Genomic DNA, 13,928 nt, shown 5'->3' on the forward strand with positions numbered 1-13,928 from the left:
CGTGCGCGCCCGGCTGCTTCGGGGACAGACGGAGAGAGGACATCGGCAATGCGCCTTGCGGTCATCCCGGGGGACGGCATCGGGCCGGAGGTCATCGACGAGGCGCTCAAGGTCCTCAACGAGGTATCGCCGGGCGCCGAGATCACCAAGTACGACCTCGGGGCCGCGCGCTGGCACGCCACGGGTGAGCTGCTGCCCGAGTCGGTGCTCACCGAGCTGCAGCAGCACGACGCGATCCTGCTGGGCGCCGTCGGCGACCCGTCCGTGCCGAGCGGCATCCTCGAGCGCGGCCTGCTGCTGCGGCTGCGGTTCGAGCTCGACCACCACGTGAACCTGCGTCCGGCGCGGCTCTACCCGGGCGTCCGCGGCCCGCTCGCCTCGCCGGGCGAGATCGACCTGGTCGTCGTGCGCGAGGGCACCGAGGGCCCGTATGTCGGGACCGGCGGCATCCTGCGCAAGGACACCCCGCACGAGATCGCCACCGAGGTGAGCACCAACACCGCGTTCGGCGTCGAGCGGGTCGTGCGCGACGCGTTCGAGCGCGCGTCCCGGCGGCCGCGCAAGCACCTCACGCTCGTGCACAAGACCAACGTGCTGACCTTCGCGGGCCGGCTGTGGTCGCGGATCGTCGAGGAGGTCTCGCTCGAGCACCCCGAGGTCTCGGTGTCCTACCAGCACATCGACGCGACCACGATCCACATGGTGACCGACCCGAGCCGGTTCGACGTGATCGTCACCGACAACCTGTTCGGCGACATCCTCACCGACCTCGCCGCGGTGGTCACCGGGGGCATCGGCCTCGCCGCCAGCGGCAACCTCGACGTGAGCCGCCGCAACCCGAGCATGTTCGAGCCGGTGCACGGCAGCGCCCCGGACATCGCGGGCCAGGGCATCGCCGACCCGACGGCCGCCGTGCTGTCGGTGGCGCTGATGCTCGACCACCTGGGCAACCGGGACGCCGCCCGCCGCATCGAGGCCGCCGTCGCGTTCGACCTGGCCACGCGCGACCACAGCGCCACCGGCCACACGCAGTCGATCGGCGACCGCCTGGCCGCGCTGGTGAGCGCCCGCGCCCAGCCGTCGCCCGCGCAGTAGGGGACGGGACCTTCAGGAAAGCCACATTCATGAACGTGGGCTTCGTGAATGTGGCTTTCCTGAACTTCGGGGGAGGGCCGTGAGCGGCGGACGAGGTCGAGCTCGCGCCCGCTCGTAGGTCGCGCGGAGCGTCGCGGCGACGCTCTGCGGGTCGGTCCGGAGCTTCCTCGGCTTGGTCGCCGTGTACACGGCGCCCGCCGCGGTGAACGCGGCCGCGCGCTCCACCGTGCGGTCGTGGTCCTCCGGGCTCAGGTGCCACTCGGTCGACTCGACCTCCCACACCATGGCGACCTCGTCGACCCAGCAGTCCGCGACGCCGAGGAAACCGCCGTTCTCGTCGTACACCTCGACGTTCCACAGTGCCGCCGGCAGCCCCGACCGTTCCCACAGGGCCTTCGCCTGGCGTTCCGCCGCGGACCGGACCCCGTCGGCGACCCCGTGCAGGACGCTGCGCGGCACCGCCGTACCCCGCCGCGACGTCGCGCCCAGCTCCTGGACGAGCGCGGCGACGGTGCTGAGCCCCCGCTGCACCGCGTCCGCGAGCAGCTCCGTCACCTCGCCCGGACGGTCCAGGCGGCGGGCAGCGTCGATGCACGCCCGAGGCACCGGTGCGAGCGGGATCCCACCTGCCACGACGGCGGGCGGGAGGCGGTGGGTCCGCTCGACGTGCACGTAGCCGACCGATCGCACCTGACGCGACGCCGGCACGAGCACGTGGACCTCGAGGGGCCCTCCCGCCGGGTCGCGCCGCACCGGGCCGCGCCGGATCCCGTGCCTGCGACAGGCCTCGAGGCCCGTGACCACCGCGTCCGGGCCGCACAACAGCAGCGCGGCCACGACGTACTGGTCGAGGGTCGGCGTGCCGGAGAAGAGCGCGATCACCCCGGGGAGCAGGCGCTGCCACGGCCCGCCGGGCAGGCAGCGGTGGTAGACGGTCCGCTCGGAGACCCCGAGCGCCACGAGTTGGTGTGCTCGTGCCACCCCGAGCGGGAACGCGGTGTGCACGGCGGACGACAGGGCGCGGGTACGCGGTGCCATGCTGCGATCGTCCGGACGCGGCACGGTCTGCGGGGCGAAACGGCGCAACTCACTTCAGGAAAGCCACATTCATGAACGTGGGCTTCGTGAATGTGGCTTTCCTGAAGCCGTGGGCGCCGGCTGACGAGGGTGATCCCACGATGTGGGCACCCGGTGTGACAACGTGGGACGCCCCGTGCCACACTCGCGCCGTGCACCTCAGCGTGATCATTATTGACGAGCGCGTCGGCTAACGAGCCCCACCAGCCGACGCGCAGACCTCTCGCACCCGCGGGGGGTCTTTTTTGTTGCCCGATCGCGTTCACAGACCCAGGAGCCCCATCGCATGTCCCGCACCGAACCGGCCGGAACCCCCCTCGGCGACGCCTTCCACGTCTACGACACCACGCTGCGGGACGGGGCCCAGCGCGAGGGCATCAGCTACTCGGTCGCCGACAAGCTCGCCGTCGCCCGCCACCTCGACGCGCTGGGCGTCGGGTTCATCGAGGGCGGCTGGCCGGGTGCGATGCCGAAGGACACCGAGTTCTTCGCCCGCGCCGCGGCGGGGGAGCTGGAGCTGAGGCACGCGGTGCTCGTGGCGTTCGGCTCGACGCGGCGCGCGGGCACCGCCGTCGCCGACGACCCGCAGGTGCGGGCGCTGCTCGACTCCCAGGCGCCGGTCGTGACGCTGGTGGCCAAGTCCGACCGCCGCCACATCGAGCGGGCGCTGCGCACCGACGTCGCGGAGAACTGCGCGATGGTCGCCGACACGGTCTCGTTCCTGCGCGCGGAGGGCAGGCGCGTCTTCCTCGACGCCGAGCACTTCTTCGACGGCTACAAGTACGACCCGGACACGGCGCTGCGCGTGCTGGAGGCGGCGATGACGGCGGGTGCCGACGTCGCGGTGCTGTGCGACACGAACGGCGGCATGCTCCCGCTGGGCATCGCCGAGGTGGTGACCGAGGTGGCCGCGCGCACCGGCTTCCGCCTCGGTATCCACTGCCAGGACGACACGGCCTGCGCCGTGGCCAACACGGTCACCGCGGTCCAGGCGGGTGCGACGCACGTGCAGTGCACCGCCAACGGCTACGGCGAGCGGACCGGCAACGCCGACCTGTTCGCCGTCGTCGGGAACCTGGCGACCAAGCTCGACATGCCCGTCCTGCCGGACGGCGCGCTCGCCGAGCTCACCCGCACCTCGCACGCGTTGGCGGAGATCGCCAACATCGCTCCCGACACCCACCAGGCCTATGTCGGGACGTCGGCGTTCGCCCACAAGGCGGGCCTGCACGCGAGTGCGATCAAGGTGGACCCGGAGCTCTACAACCACATGGACCCCGCGGTTGTGGGCAACGGGCAACGGGTGCTGGTCACCGAGATGGCCGGCCGGGCCAGCGTCGAGCTCAAGGCCACCGAGCTCGGCCTGGACCTGGCCGGCCATCCCGACGCGGTCGCGGCCGTGACGCGCACGGTCAAGGAGCGGGAGGCGGCCGGCTGGTCGTTCGAGGCCGCCGACGCCTCGCTGGAGCTGCTCATGCGCTCGGCGATGGGGGAGGACGACCAGGTCCCGTTCGAGCTGGAGTCCTACCGCGTGATCCTCGAGCACGGGACCGACGGGGAGGTCGTCTCGGAGGCGACGGTCCGCGTCGCCCTGCCCGACGGGCAGCGCCACATCGCGACCGCGGAGGGCAACGGCCCGGTCAACGCGCTGGACGCGGCGCTGCGGGCGGCGCTCACCCCGGTCTGCCCGTGGCTCACCGACGTCGAGCTGTCCGACTACAAGGTCCGGATCCTCACCACCGGCAGGTCCGACGGCACCGGCACCGACGCCGTCACGCGCGTGCTGGTGGAGTCCACCGGCCCGGCCGGCTCGTGGACGACCGTCGGCGTGCACAGCAACGTCGTCGAGGCGTCCTGGCTGGCCCTGGTCGACGCGCTGGCCTACGCGGCGCTGCGGGAGCGGGAGCGCGGACCGGTCGCGGTCAGCTCTTGAGCAGCTCCAGCAGCTCGGCGTTGAGCCCTTCGGCGTGCGTGACGAACAGGCCGTGCCCCGCCGTCGGGTACTCGACGTAACGGCAGCCGGGCACGAGCTGCGCAGTGCGCCGCCCGGTGAGCTCGACCGGCGCGGACGTGTCCGCCGCGCCGTGCACGACGAGCGTCGGCACCGTGATCGCGCGCAGCGCGGCCCGGTGATCGGCGTGGAACATCGAACGCATCAGCTGGGTGGCCGCCCACGGGGAGGCCGACAGGCACTTGCGCAGCGTCCAGTCGATCAGCGCTTCCGAGACGTCGTTGCCCAGGTGCGTGGCGTACCAGACCTGCGCCTGTCGCGCGAACCAGCGCGGCCGGTCGGTGCGGAGCTGCGCGATCGTCGCCTCCAGGACGGCCTCCGGCAGGCCCTCCGGGTTGTCCTCGGTCTGCACGAGGATGGGCACGACCGCGGCGACGAGGCCGACCCGTGCCACCCGGTCCTCGCCGTGCCGGGCGAGGTAGCGGACCACCTCGGCGCCGCCGAACGAATGGCCGACCAGGGTGACGCCGGTCAGGTCCAGGTGCTCGAGCAGCGCGGCGAGGTCGTCGGCCGTGGTGTCGACGTCGTAGCCGGTCGACGGCCGGTCCGAGCGGCCGTGCCCGCGCCGGTCGAACGCGATGCAGCGGTACCCGCGCTCGGCGAAGAACGGGATCTGGTACTCCCACATGTCGGCGTCCAGCACCCAGCTGGCGTCGAACACGATCGGCTCGCCGGAGCCGGTCGGGTCGTAGTCCTCGTAGGCGAGCCGGGTTCCGTCGGCGGCGGTGAAGTGCGGCATCGGGGTCCTCCTCGGTGGGCGTTGCGATCACCCTCCCGCCGCCGGGGTAGGTGCGTCGATGACGCCGGAGGTAAGGCGCAGGGACCGGGACGGCCCGGGTGACGGGCCTCCTCAGCCGCGCACGGGCAGCGGGGCGCGGCGCGCCCACGTCGGTGCGTGCTCGGGCAGCGGTCCGATCGCGACCAGCCGGGCGGGCACCCCTTGCAGCACCGGGAACCGGCGCAGCAGGCGCAGGGGGACGGGGAGCGCCTCGACGGGGGCGGGCTCGCCCGTGACGGCCCCCGCCGCCGCGGTGCCGGCCGCCGGGGTGCTCGCGGTGGCGCCGCGGCCGCCGAACGCGACCCGGTGGGCGATGCGCTGCCCGGCCTGGATCAGGGCGGTCGGCCACCACCGGCGCAGCTGGACCTGCCACAGCAGCGACCGCGGCACGATCCCGCCCGCGCGCAGCGCGGGGGCGAGCAGGCGGGCGGCGGCGACCGCGTCGGCGATGGCGAGGTTGATGCCCACGCCCCCGACCGGCGACATCGCGTGCGCGGCATCGCCGATCAGCAGCAGGCCGTCGCGGTGCCACGTGTGCAGTCGGTTGAGCTTCACGTCCAGCAGCTTCACGTCGTCGAGCGAGGTCAGCGCGTCGAGCCGGTCGGCCATCCACGGCAGCAGGCCCGCGATCCGCTCGCGGAACCGCTCCAGGCCCGCCGCGCGCATCTCGGCGTCGGCGCCCTTGCGGATGAGGAAGGCGCACTGCCAGTAGTCGCCGCGGTCGATGAGGACGGCGAGCTGGCTGCCGGAGATCCGACCGACCCCGCCCGCCGGGTCGGTCTCCCGCCGGGGGAGCCGGAACCACCACACATCGATGGGCACCCCGAACGAGCGCGGGACGAGCCCGGCCGCCGCCCGTACCGCGGAGCCCCGCCCGTCGCAGGCGACGGTGAGGCTCGCCCGGATCTCGTGCTCGCTGCCGTCGGTGCGGTCGCGGTAGCGCACGCCCGCCACGCGGTCGCCGTCGTGGAGCAGGCCGATGGCCTCGGCGTTGCGGCGCAGCGTGAACGTGGGCTCCTCCTCGGCGGCGTCGGCGACGAGGTCGAGGAAGTCCCACTGCGGCACCAGGGCGATGTGCTTGTGGGTGCCCGGCAGCCGGGACAGGTCGGCCACGGTCACGAGCCCTTCGTCCAGCTGCACCTGCGCGCGGTCGAGCCGGCGGTGCGGGAGGGTGGCGAACCGCTCGCCGAGGCCGAGTTCGTCGAGCAGGGTGAGGGTGGAGGCGTGGACGGTGTCGCCGCGGAAGTCGCGCAGGAAGTCGGCGTGCTTCTCCAGGACGGTGACCTCCACCCCGGCGCGGGCCATCAGCAGGCCGAGGACGAGGCCGGCGGGCCCTCCACCCACGACGAGGCAGGTCGTGCGCGCGACGTTCAACATGTGTTGAATTCTACCGCCGGTGCTCGCCCGATGAGGAGCCAGCGATAGGCTGGCGCCCATCATGAACGCAGGCAACGACGTCCGGGTGCGCTTCTGCCCGTCGCCGACGGGCACCCCGCACGTCGGACTGATCCGCACCGCCCTGTTCAACTGGGCGTACGCCCGCCACCACGGCGGCACCTTCGTCTTCCGCATCGAGGACACCGACGCCCGGCGCGACTCGGTCGAGTCCTACGAGGCGCTGCTCGACGCGCTGCGCTGGCTCGGCCTCGACTGGGACGAAGGCCCCGAGGTCGGCGGGCCGCACGGGCCCTACCGGCAGAGCGAGCGCCGCGACATCTACCGCAGGGTGCTCGGCCAGCTCGTCGAGGCGGGCGAGGTCTACGAGTCGTACTCGACGCCCGAGGAGATCGAGGCCAGGCACCGGGCCGCCGGCCGCGACCCCAAGCTCGGCTACGACAACGCCGACCGCGACCTCACCGAGGATCAGCGCGCCGCCTACCGCGCCGAGGGGCGCTCGCCCGTGTTCCGGCTGCGGATGCCCGACCGCGACATCACCTTCGACGACCTCGTCCGCGGCCCCATCACGTTCAAGGCGGGCACGGTGCCCGACTTCGTGCTCGCCCGCGGCGACGGTACTCCGCTCTACCCGCTCACGAACCCGCTCGACGACGCGCTCATGGGCATCACGCACGTCCTGCGCGGCGAGGACCTGCTGCCGTCCACCCCGCGGCAGATCGCGCTGCTCGAGGCGCTCCAGCGGATCGGGATCGGCAACGGACCCTTCCGGTACGGGCACCTCCCGCTCGTCGTCGGCGAGGGCAACCGCAAGCTGTCCAAGCGCGACCCGCAGTCGAACCTGTTCCACTACCGCGAGCGCGGATTCGTGCCCGAAGGGCTGCTGAACTACCTCGCGTTGCTCGGCTGGTCGATCGCCGACGATCGCGACGTGTTCACGATGGCCGAGATGGTCGATGCGTTCGACATCACACGTGTTTCGGGCAATGCCGCGCGCTTCGATCTCAAGAAGGCCGAGGCGATCAATGCCGCGCACCTGCGGGCGCTGCCCGTCGAGGAGTTCGCCCGGCGGGTCGAGCCCTACCTCGTGACCGAAGGAGTGATCACCGGCACGCCGACCGAGGAGCAGCGGGCCGTGCTGGCCGCCGCGGCACCCCTCGTGCAGGAGCGCAGCGTGGTGCTGTCCGACGCGGCGCGCATGCTCCGCTTCCTCTTCGTGCCCGAGGACGGCTTCGAGCCCGACCCCGACGCGGCGGAGAAGAACCTCGGCGCCGACGCCGCCCCGGTGCTCGAAGCCACCGTGACCAGCCTCGATGCCGTCGCCGACTGGTCGGCGCCCGCGATCGAGGGGGCGCTCAAGGCGGCGCTCGTCGACGGGCTGGGCCTCAAGCCGCGGAAGGCTTTCGCGCCCGTGCGCGTTGCAGTCACCGGGCGGACGGTTTCCCCGCCGCTCTACGAGTCCATGGAGCTGCTCGGCCGGGACCGCTCGCTCGCGCGACTGAGGGCCGGTTTGAGGCGCGCGAAGGGCCTCGGCTAGAGTGGTGGTCGTCAGGCGGGGACGCCTCCGGGCGGCCCGCCAGCACTGGGGTATGGTGTAATTGGCAGCACGACTGATTCTGGTTCAGTTAGTCTAGGTTCGAGTCCTGGTACCCCAGCGGAAACGCTCCAGAAGCGGTCTGATAAACTCAATCGGAGCAATTCCCAAGGCCCCGTCGTCTAGCGGCCTAGGACGCCGCCCTCTCAAGGCGGTAGCGCGGGTTCAAATCCCGTCGGGGCTACGCGAGAGGCGAGGTGTGCCTGCGGAGAGCGCAGGCCGCCTCGCTTCGCTTTTTGTTCTGGGGGCGCAGCCCCCAGGCCCCGGCCCGAGGGGGCTTCGCCCCCCGGACCCCCCACCTCGGTCGCCTTGCGTGGGATCTGTTGCGTTGGGTGGGGGTGGCCGGCATTCGGTCGTGGTCACCCGCCGCGCGTGTCGCTTCGCTCGCGCGGGCGATCCGAGGCGGGCTGCCGGCGTAGCCCGCGGGATCCGCGCTGCGGGGCCGCCGAGAGGACCGCTGGCAATATCGGTGACCGACTTCACCGACCCTGAGCGCACTTCACACCGCGCCGGCGGTGCGGGAGGCACACCCACCGCTGGTGAAGTCGCCCTGGGACGGCCCCGAACCGTGCGCGGCGCCGTCGGCCGGTTCACCGGTGTCTCGCGTGAGGTGCGTCGCCGACGGCGCCCGAGCGAGGCGCCGCTCGATGGGAACGCCGCCGGCCGAGGCCGCGACGGCTCGCCCGAAGCGCGCTGCCGACGACAGGTCCCGCGGGGCCCCGCTCGATGGGCAGCGCCGTCGGCGGCCTACTGCGGGACCACGTCGGGCGTCAGCGTGGCGCCCCCGCCACCGCCACCATCGTCGCCCGGGTCCGGGGTCTCGTCGGGGGTCGTCGGCGGCGGTGTGGTCGGTTCGGTGGTGTCCGGCGGCGGCGGGGTCGTCGTCACCGGCGGCGGTTCGGTCGTCGTCACCGGGGGCTGCGAGGTGTCCGGCGCCGGGGGCGGTGGAGCCGGGCGCGGCGGGCGCGACGGCTCCACCGGTTCCGGTTCCTCCTCCGTGGGCGTCGGCTCCGGGGCGGCGGGCTCCGACGTCCGCTCCACCGTCGCCGGGATGCGCGGGGTCGAGGCGTTCGCCGGCTCCAGGTCGGGGCGCGGCCAGAGGAACACCGCCAGCACCACGGCGGCCGCCGCGGCCACCGCGCCGAGGGTCACCAGGAACGACGGCGACTTGCCGCCGGGCTCCGGCGGGTAGTCGTACTGCGGGTCCACGGGCGGCTCGTCGGCGGGATCGGCGCTGTAGCCGGGGTCGAAGTCGGCGTTGTAGGCGGGGGTCGCGGGGCGCGGCGGAGGTGACACGGGCGGGCGCGGCGGAGGCGGTGGGGGCGGCGCGTACGGCGGGACGCTCGAGCTCGTCGGCCCGCCCATCGGGCCCGGCGGCCCGTACCCGTTGGGTGGCCCCGGCGGCCCGAACGGGCCCTGCGGGCCACCCCCGCCGACCGGTGGCGCGCCCGCGGCGGCCGCGATCGGGAAGCGCGCCGAACCGCCCGCCCGCGGCGCCGGGACCCGCGGCCGCGGCCCGGTCGTGGACGGCGTCGGCTGCAGCGACAGCACCGCGCCCATCGCGATCGCGTTCTTCGGGTCGGCGTCCACGCTCACCGGGCGGCCGAGCAGCTCCGACACCAGCTGGCCGACCAGCGGGATCCGCGACGAGCCACCGACCAGCAGCACCGCCGACAGCTGCTGCGGCGCCAGGCCCGCCGACGCCACCGCGCGCTGCAGCGCGTCCACCGTCTCCTCGACCTGCGGGCGGATCGCCGCCTCGAACTCGCTGCGGTGCATCCGCACCGAGCCCTGTGCCGCCGGCGTCAGCACCGGGATCGACACCTCGGTGTCGCTGCTCAGCGCCTCCTTGGCCTCCACGCACTCGCGGCGGATCGCGGCGATCGCCGACAGCACCGCCGGGTCGGTCTCGTCCAGCCCCTCGAACGCATCCGGCATCCCGGCGACCACGTGCTGGAACACGACCTCGTCGAAGTCGATCCCGCCGAGCCGCTCGACGCCCTCCGGCCGGCCGAGCAGCTTGAACGCGTGCCCGTCCTTGTGCACCACGGCCGCGTCGAACGTGCCGCCGCCGAAGTCGTAGACGGCGATCGTCGAGCCGGGCTCGACGCGCTCGGCCGACGCGTAGTGCAGCGCCGCGGCCTGCGGCTCGGCCAGGTAGGACACCTGCAGGCCCTGCGCGGCGAGCGCGCCGCCGAGCCGCTCGGTCTTGTGCGGACCCCACGAGGCGGGAAGCGTCACCGCGATCCGGGCCGCGGGCGCGGCCTCCCGCTGCGCGACCCGGTCGACCACCCAGCGGACGAGCCGGGCCGACAGGTCCTCCGGCGCCCACGGGCGGCCGCCGACGATCATCGGCGTGGGGTCGCCGATGCGGCGCTTGAACTCGCGGACCACGTGGTCGGGCGAGCTCAGCGCGCGGCGCTCGGCGGCCTCCCCGACCACGACGCTGCCGTCGTCACCGAGGTAGAGGACGGAGGGGACGGCACTGGAACGGTCGCCGAGGTTGACGATCTCGGTCTCGCCCGGGCGGGCGTCCCGCCTGCCGATCGCGGCCGCGGTCCGCGTGGTACCCAGATCGATACCGAGCAGGTAGCTCATCGTCCCCCGTTTTCACCAGCGGCGACTCTCTGTGCCCATCGGGCAGATCGGAGATCACGTTAGCGGCCCGGGCGGATGATGGCCGGGCAGGTCGCGCCATCGGTACTCGCGGGAGGTGACGGAGCCACCCGAAGCGGTGAACGGTCGGCGGCGCTGGATCAGAGCCGGTGCTGCAGCGCCTCGGCCGCGGCGAGCAGGTCGGCCGCCCACCGGACGCCGGGTCGCCGGCCGATGCGGTCGACCGGGCCCGACACCGACACCGCCGCGATCACCTGGCCGGTGCCGTCGCGCACCGGCGCCGAGACGCTCGCCACGCCGGACTCCCGCTCCGCCACGCTCTGCGCCCAGCCCCGCCTGCGCACGTCGACCAGCACGCGGTCGCTGAACGTGGCCTCGGCGAGGATCGCCCGCTGGACGGCGGGCTCGGCCCACGCCGCCAGCACCTTCGCGCCCGAACCGGCCGTCATCGGCAGGCGCGTGCCCACCGGCACGGTGTCGCGCAGGCCGCTCGCGGGCTCGGCGGCGGCGATGCAGATGCGGTACATGCCGTCGCGGCGGTAGAGCTGCACGCTCTCCCCGGTGATGTCGCGCAGCCGGGGCAGCACGGCACCGGCTGCTTCCAGCAGCGGGTCGACGCCCCCGGCGGCCAGCTCCGCGAGCGCCGGACCCGGCCGCCACCGGCCGTCCGCGCCGCGGTGCAGCAGCCCGTGGACCTCCAGCCCGACGGCGAGCCGGTGAGCGGTGGCCCGGGGCAGCCCGGTGCGCTCGCACAGTTCGGCGAGGCCACACGGCTCGGCCGCGGTGGCCCGCAGTACCCCCACGGCCTTGTCGAGCACACCGATGCCGCTATGCTGTCTCACGAGCCGATACTAACTTCCCGAAATGTGAGACGTCCAGCGAGGAGGCTGCCGCCGTGGGACGCACGCTGGCCGAGAAGGTCTGGGACCAGCACCTGGTCCGCAAGGGAGAGGGGGAGGAACCCGACCTCCTCTACATCGACCTGCACCTGGTGCACGAGGTCACCAGCCCGCAGGCGTTCGACGGGCTGCGGCTCGCCGGGCGCAAGGTGCGCAGGCCCGATCTGACCGTGGCCACCGAGGACCACAACGTCCCGACGGTCGACACGAACCTCCCGATCGCCGACCCGGTCTCGCGCACGCAGGTCGAGACGCTGCGCAAGAACTGCGCGGAGTTCGGGGTTCCGCTCTACCCCATGAACCACGCCGAGCAGGGCATCGTGCACGTCGTCGGCCCGCAGCTGGGCCTCACCCAGCCGGGGCTGACCGTCGTCTGCGGCGACAGCCACACCTCCACGCACGGCGCGTTCGGGGCCATGGCGTTCGGCATCGGCACGTCCGAGGTGGAGCACGTGCTGGCCACGCAGACGCTGCCGCTCAAGCGGTTCAAGACGATGGCCATCAACGTGAACTCCAAGGACGGCAAGCTCCGCCCGGGCGTCACGAGCAAGGACGTGATCCTCGCGATCATCGCCCAGATCGGCACCGGCGGTGGCCAGGGCTACGTGCTGGAGTACCGGGGCAACGTCATCGAGAACCTCTCGATGGAAGCCCGGATGACGATCTGCAACATGTCGATCGAGGCGGGCGCCCGCGCCGGCATGATCGCGCCGGACGACACCACGTTCGAGTACCTGAAGGGCCGCGACCGGGCGCCGAAGGGCGCCGACTGGGATGAGGCCGTGGCGGCGTGGCGTGAGCTGCGCACCGACGACGACGCGGTCTTCGACGCCGAGGTGACCATCGACGCCGACGCGCTCACCCCGTTCGTCACCTGGGGCACCAACCCCGGGCAGGGCCTCCCGCTGAGCGAGCGGGTGCCCGACCCGTCCCGGATCGCCGACGAGAACGAGCGCATCGCCGCCGAGAAGGCGCTGGCCTACATGGGGCTGGAGCCCGGCACGCCGCTGCGCGACATCCGGGTCGACACGGTGTTCGTCGGTTCCTGCACCAACGGCCGCATCGAGGACCTCCGGGCGGCGGCCGACGTCATCAAGGGCCGCAAGGTGGCCGACGGCGTGCGGATGCTGGTCGTGCCCGGGTCGATGCGGGTGCGGGCGCAGGCCGAGGCCGAGGGCCTCGACGAGGTGTTCAAGGCGGCGGGCGCCGAGTGGCGCTCGGCCGGCTGCTCGATGTGCCTGGGCATGAACCCCGACCAGCTCGCGCCGGGCGAGCGCAGCGCGTCCACCTCCAACCGCAACTTCGAGGGCCGCCAGGGCAAGGGCGGCCGCACGCACCTGGTGTCGCCGCTGGTGGCCGCCGCGACCGCGGTCCGCGGCACCCTGTCGAGCCCGGAGGATCTGAACTGATGGAACCGTTCCGCACCCACACCGGCATCGGCGTGCCGCTGCGCCGCTCGAACGTCGACACCGACCAGATCATCCCGGCCGTCTACCTCAAGCGGGTCACGCGCACCGGGTTCCAGGACGGGCTGTTCTCCGCGTGGCGGGCCCAGGAGGACTTCATCCTCAACCAGGAGCCGTACTCCCGCGGGTCCGTGCTGGTCGCCGGCCCCGACTTCGGCACGGGTTCCTCGCGTGAGCACGCGGTCTGGGCGCTGATGGACTACGGGTTCCGCGTGGTCATCTCGTCCCGGTTCGCCGACATCTTCCGCGGCAACTCGGCCAAGCAGGGGCTGCTCGCGGCGCAGGTCGCCCAGCCCGACGTCGAGCTGCTGTGGAAGCTGCTGGAGAACGAGCCGGGCACCGAGGTCACCGTCGACCTGGAGGAGAAGACGGTCCAGGCGCGCGATCTGACCGTGCCGTTCCAGATCGACGACTACACCCGCTGGCGGCTGCTGGAAGGCCTCGACGACATCGGGCTCACGCTGCGGCACGCCGACGCGATCGCCGCGTTCGAGGCCTCCCGTCCGAAGCGGTTGCCGACCACCATCTGAGCGCGGGCGGAGGCGGCGGCGCGCCCCGCGCGGTCTACCGTTCTGCCATGAACAAATCCCAGCTCGTGGACGCGCTCGCCGAGCGCATCGGGGATCGGCGTACCGCAGCGGCAGCCGTCGACGGGCTGCTGGACACGATCGTCGAGACGGTCCGCTCCGGCGAGGCGGTGTCGCTCACCGGCTTCGGGGTCTTCGAGGGCCGCGCCCGCGCCGCCCGCACCACCCGCAACCCGCGCACGGGGGAGCCGGTGGCCGTGCCCGCCACCACGGTGCCCGTCTTCCGGCCCGGCGCCGGGTTCCGGGCTGCGGTGCGGGGGAACGGCCCGGCGGCCGCCGACGGCGCATCCGCGCCGGCGCCGACCGCCGCCGCCGAGGTCGGCGCGCCCGCGGACGAGGGCGTGAACGGGAAGGGCCGCGCCAAGAAGGCCGGGAAGAAGGCCGACAAGAAGGACGCCGACAAGAAGGAC

Annotated in this window: 11 protein-coding genes and 2 tRNA genes; 8 read left to right on the forward strand and 5 right to left on the reverse strand. The window is 73.4% G+C overall.

Annotated elements, in window-relative coordinates:
• Window positions 1-48 precede the first annotated feature (48 nt).
• The gene (locus tag VKZ81_RS22060; protein WP_324243542.1) at window positions 49-1,095 is read left to right on the forward strand and encodes a 3-isopropylmalate dehydrogenase; all 1,047 of its coding nucleotides are present in this window, start codon (window positions 49-51) and stop codon (window positions 1,093-1,095) included.
• 27 nt (window positions 1,096-1,122) lie between these two features.
• Here the strand turns inward: VKZ81_RS22060 and VKZ81_RS22065 are convergent, their stop codons facing one another.
• Window positions 1,123-2,133, reverse strand: a complete 1,011-nt coding sequence (locus VKZ81_RS22065) for a hypothetical protein (protein ID WP_324243543.1) — start codon at window positions 2,131-2,133, stop codon at window positions 1,123-1,125.
• Window positions 2,134-2,458: 325 nt separating this feature from the next.
• On the opposite strand from VKZ81_RS22065, the gene cimA reads away from it, so the two are divergent.
• Complete coding sequence (gene cimA, locus VKZ81_RS22070; protein WP_324243544.1) at window positions 2,459-4,105, forward strand: citramalate synthase; 1,647 nt, start codon at window positions 2,459-2,461, stop codon at window positions 4,103-4,105.
• On the opposite strand, the gene VKZ81_RS22075 is transcribed toward cimA, so the two are convergent.
• Together VKZ81_RS22075 and VKZ81_RS22080 are read right to left on the reverse strand one after the other, a co-directional pair.
• Window positions 4,095-4,922, reverse strand: coding sequence for an alpha/beta fold hydrolase (locus tag VKZ81_RS22075; RefSeq protein WP_324243545.1), 828 nt, complete (start codon window positions 4,920-4,922; stop codon window positions 4,095-4,097). The two genes, cimA and VKZ81_RS22075, sit on opposite strands and share 11 nt — an antisense overlap.
• Window positions 4,923-5,033: 111 nt before the next feature.
• Entirely contained in the window at window positions 5,034-6,338 is a 1,305-nt protein-coding gene (locus VKZ81_RS22080) for an FAD-dependent oxidoreductase (RefSeq protein ID WP_324243546.1), read from the reverse strand.
• Window positions 6,339-6,399: 61 nt separating this feature from the next.
• On the opposite strand from VKZ81_RS22080, the gene gltX reads away from it, so the two are divergent.
• The 3 genes from gltX (at window position 6,400) to VKZ81_RS22095 (ending at window position 8,134) form a co-directional block, all read left to right on the forward strand.
• Entirely contained in the window at window positions 6,400-7,893 is a 1,494-nt protein-coding gene (gene gltX, locus VKZ81_RS22085) for a glutamate--tRNA ligase (protein ID WP_324243547.1), read from the forward strand.
• Between the two features lie 46 nt (window positions 7,894-7,939).
• A tRNA-Gln gene (locus VKZ81_RS22090) sits at window positions 7,940-8,011 on the forward strand.
• A 50-nt stretch (window positions 8,012-8,061) separates the two neighbouring features.
• A tRNA-Glu gene (locus tag VKZ81_RS22095) sits at window positions 8,062-8,134 on the forward strand.
• Between the two features lie 563 nt (window positions 8,135-8,697).
• Here the strand turns inward: VKZ81_RS22095 and VKZ81_RS22100 are convergent.
• Together VKZ81_RS22100 and VKZ81_RS22105 are read right to left on the reverse strand one after the other, a co-directional pair.
• On the reverse strand, window positions 8,698-10,548 hold the full coding sequence (locus tag VKZ81_RS22100; protein ID WP_324243548.1) for an Hsp70 family protein: 1,851 nt from the start codon (window positions 10,546-10,548) through the stop codon (window positions 8,698-8,700).
• A 158-nt stretch (window positions 10,549-10,706) separates the two neighbouring features.
• On the reverse strand, window positions 10,707-11,408 hold the full coding sequence (locus tag VKZ81_RS22105; protein WP_324243549.1) for an IclR family transcriptional regulator: 702 nt from the start codon (window positions 11,406-11,408) through the stop codon (window positions 10,707-10,709).
• 53 nt (window positions 11,409-11,461) lie between these two features.
• On the opposite strand from VKZ81_RS22105, the gene leuC reads away from it, so the two are divergent.
• The 3 genes from leuC to VKZ81_RS22120 all read left to right on the forward strand — a co-directional run.
• Window positions 11,462-12,874: a 3-isopropylmalate dehydratase large subunit gene (leuC, locus tag VKZ81_RS22110; protein WP_324243550.1), complete on the forward strand. Its 1,413-nt coding sequence runs from the start codon at window positions 11,462-11,464 to the stop codon at window positions 12,872-12,874.
• Complete coding sequence (gene leuD, locus VKZ81_RS22115; RefSeq protein WP_324243551.1) at window positions 12,874-13,461, forward strand: 3-isopropylmalate dehydratase small subunit; 588 nt, start codon at window positions 12,874-12,876, stop codon at window positions 13,459-13,461. Before leuC ends, leuD begins: the two co-directional genes overlap by 1 nt.
• Window positions 13,462-13,508: 47 nt before the next feature.
• Window positions 13,509-13,928, forward strand: a 420-nt coding sequence (locus VKZ81_RS22120; RefSeq protein WP_324243552.1) for an HU family DNA-binding protein, incomplete at its 3' end; no start/stop codon positions are given.

Source organism: Pseudonocardia sp. (assembly GCF_035305885.1).
Taxonomy (GTDB): domain Bacteria; phylum Actinomycetota; class Actinomycetes; order Mycobacteriales; family Pseudonocardiaceae; genus Pseudonocardia.

What these genes read in the sequence shown, in the direction of transcription:
- VKZ81_RS22060 (WP_324243542.1), top strand. Translation starts at nt 49, where the DNA reads ATGCGCCTTGCGGTCATCCCGGGGGACGGCATCGGGCCGGAGGTCATC.
- VKZ81_RS22065 (WP_324243543.1), bottom strand. Translation starts at nt 2,133, where the DNA reads ATGGCACCGCGTACCCGCGCCCTGTCGTCCGCCGTGCACACCGCGTTC.
- cimA (WP_324243544.1), top strand. Translation starts at nt 2,459, where the DNA reads ATGTCCCGCACCGAACCGGCCGGAACCCCCCTCGGCGACGCCTTCCAC.
- VKZ81_RS22075 (WP_324243545.1), bottom strand. Translation starts at nt 4,922, where the DNA reads ATGCCGCACTTCACCGCCGCCGACGGAACCCGGCTCGCCTACGAGGAC.
- VKZ81_RS22080 (WP_324243546.1), bottom strand. Translation starts at nt 6,338, where the DNA reads ATGTTGAACGTCGCGCGCACGACCTGCCTCGTCGTGGGTGGAGGGCCC.
- gltX (WP_324243547.1), top strand. Translation starts at nt 6,400, where the DNA reads ATGAACGCAGGCAACGACGTCCGGGTGCGCTTCTGCCCGTCGCCGACG.
- VKZ81_RS22100 (WP_324243548.1), bottom strand. Translation starts at nt 10,548, where the DNA reads ATGAGCTACCTGCTCGGTATCGATCTGGGTACCACGCGGACCGCGGCC.
- leuD (WP_324243551.1), top strand. Translation starts at nt 12,874, where the DNA reads ATGGAACCGTTCCGCACCCACACCGGCATCGGCGTGCCGCTGCGCCGC.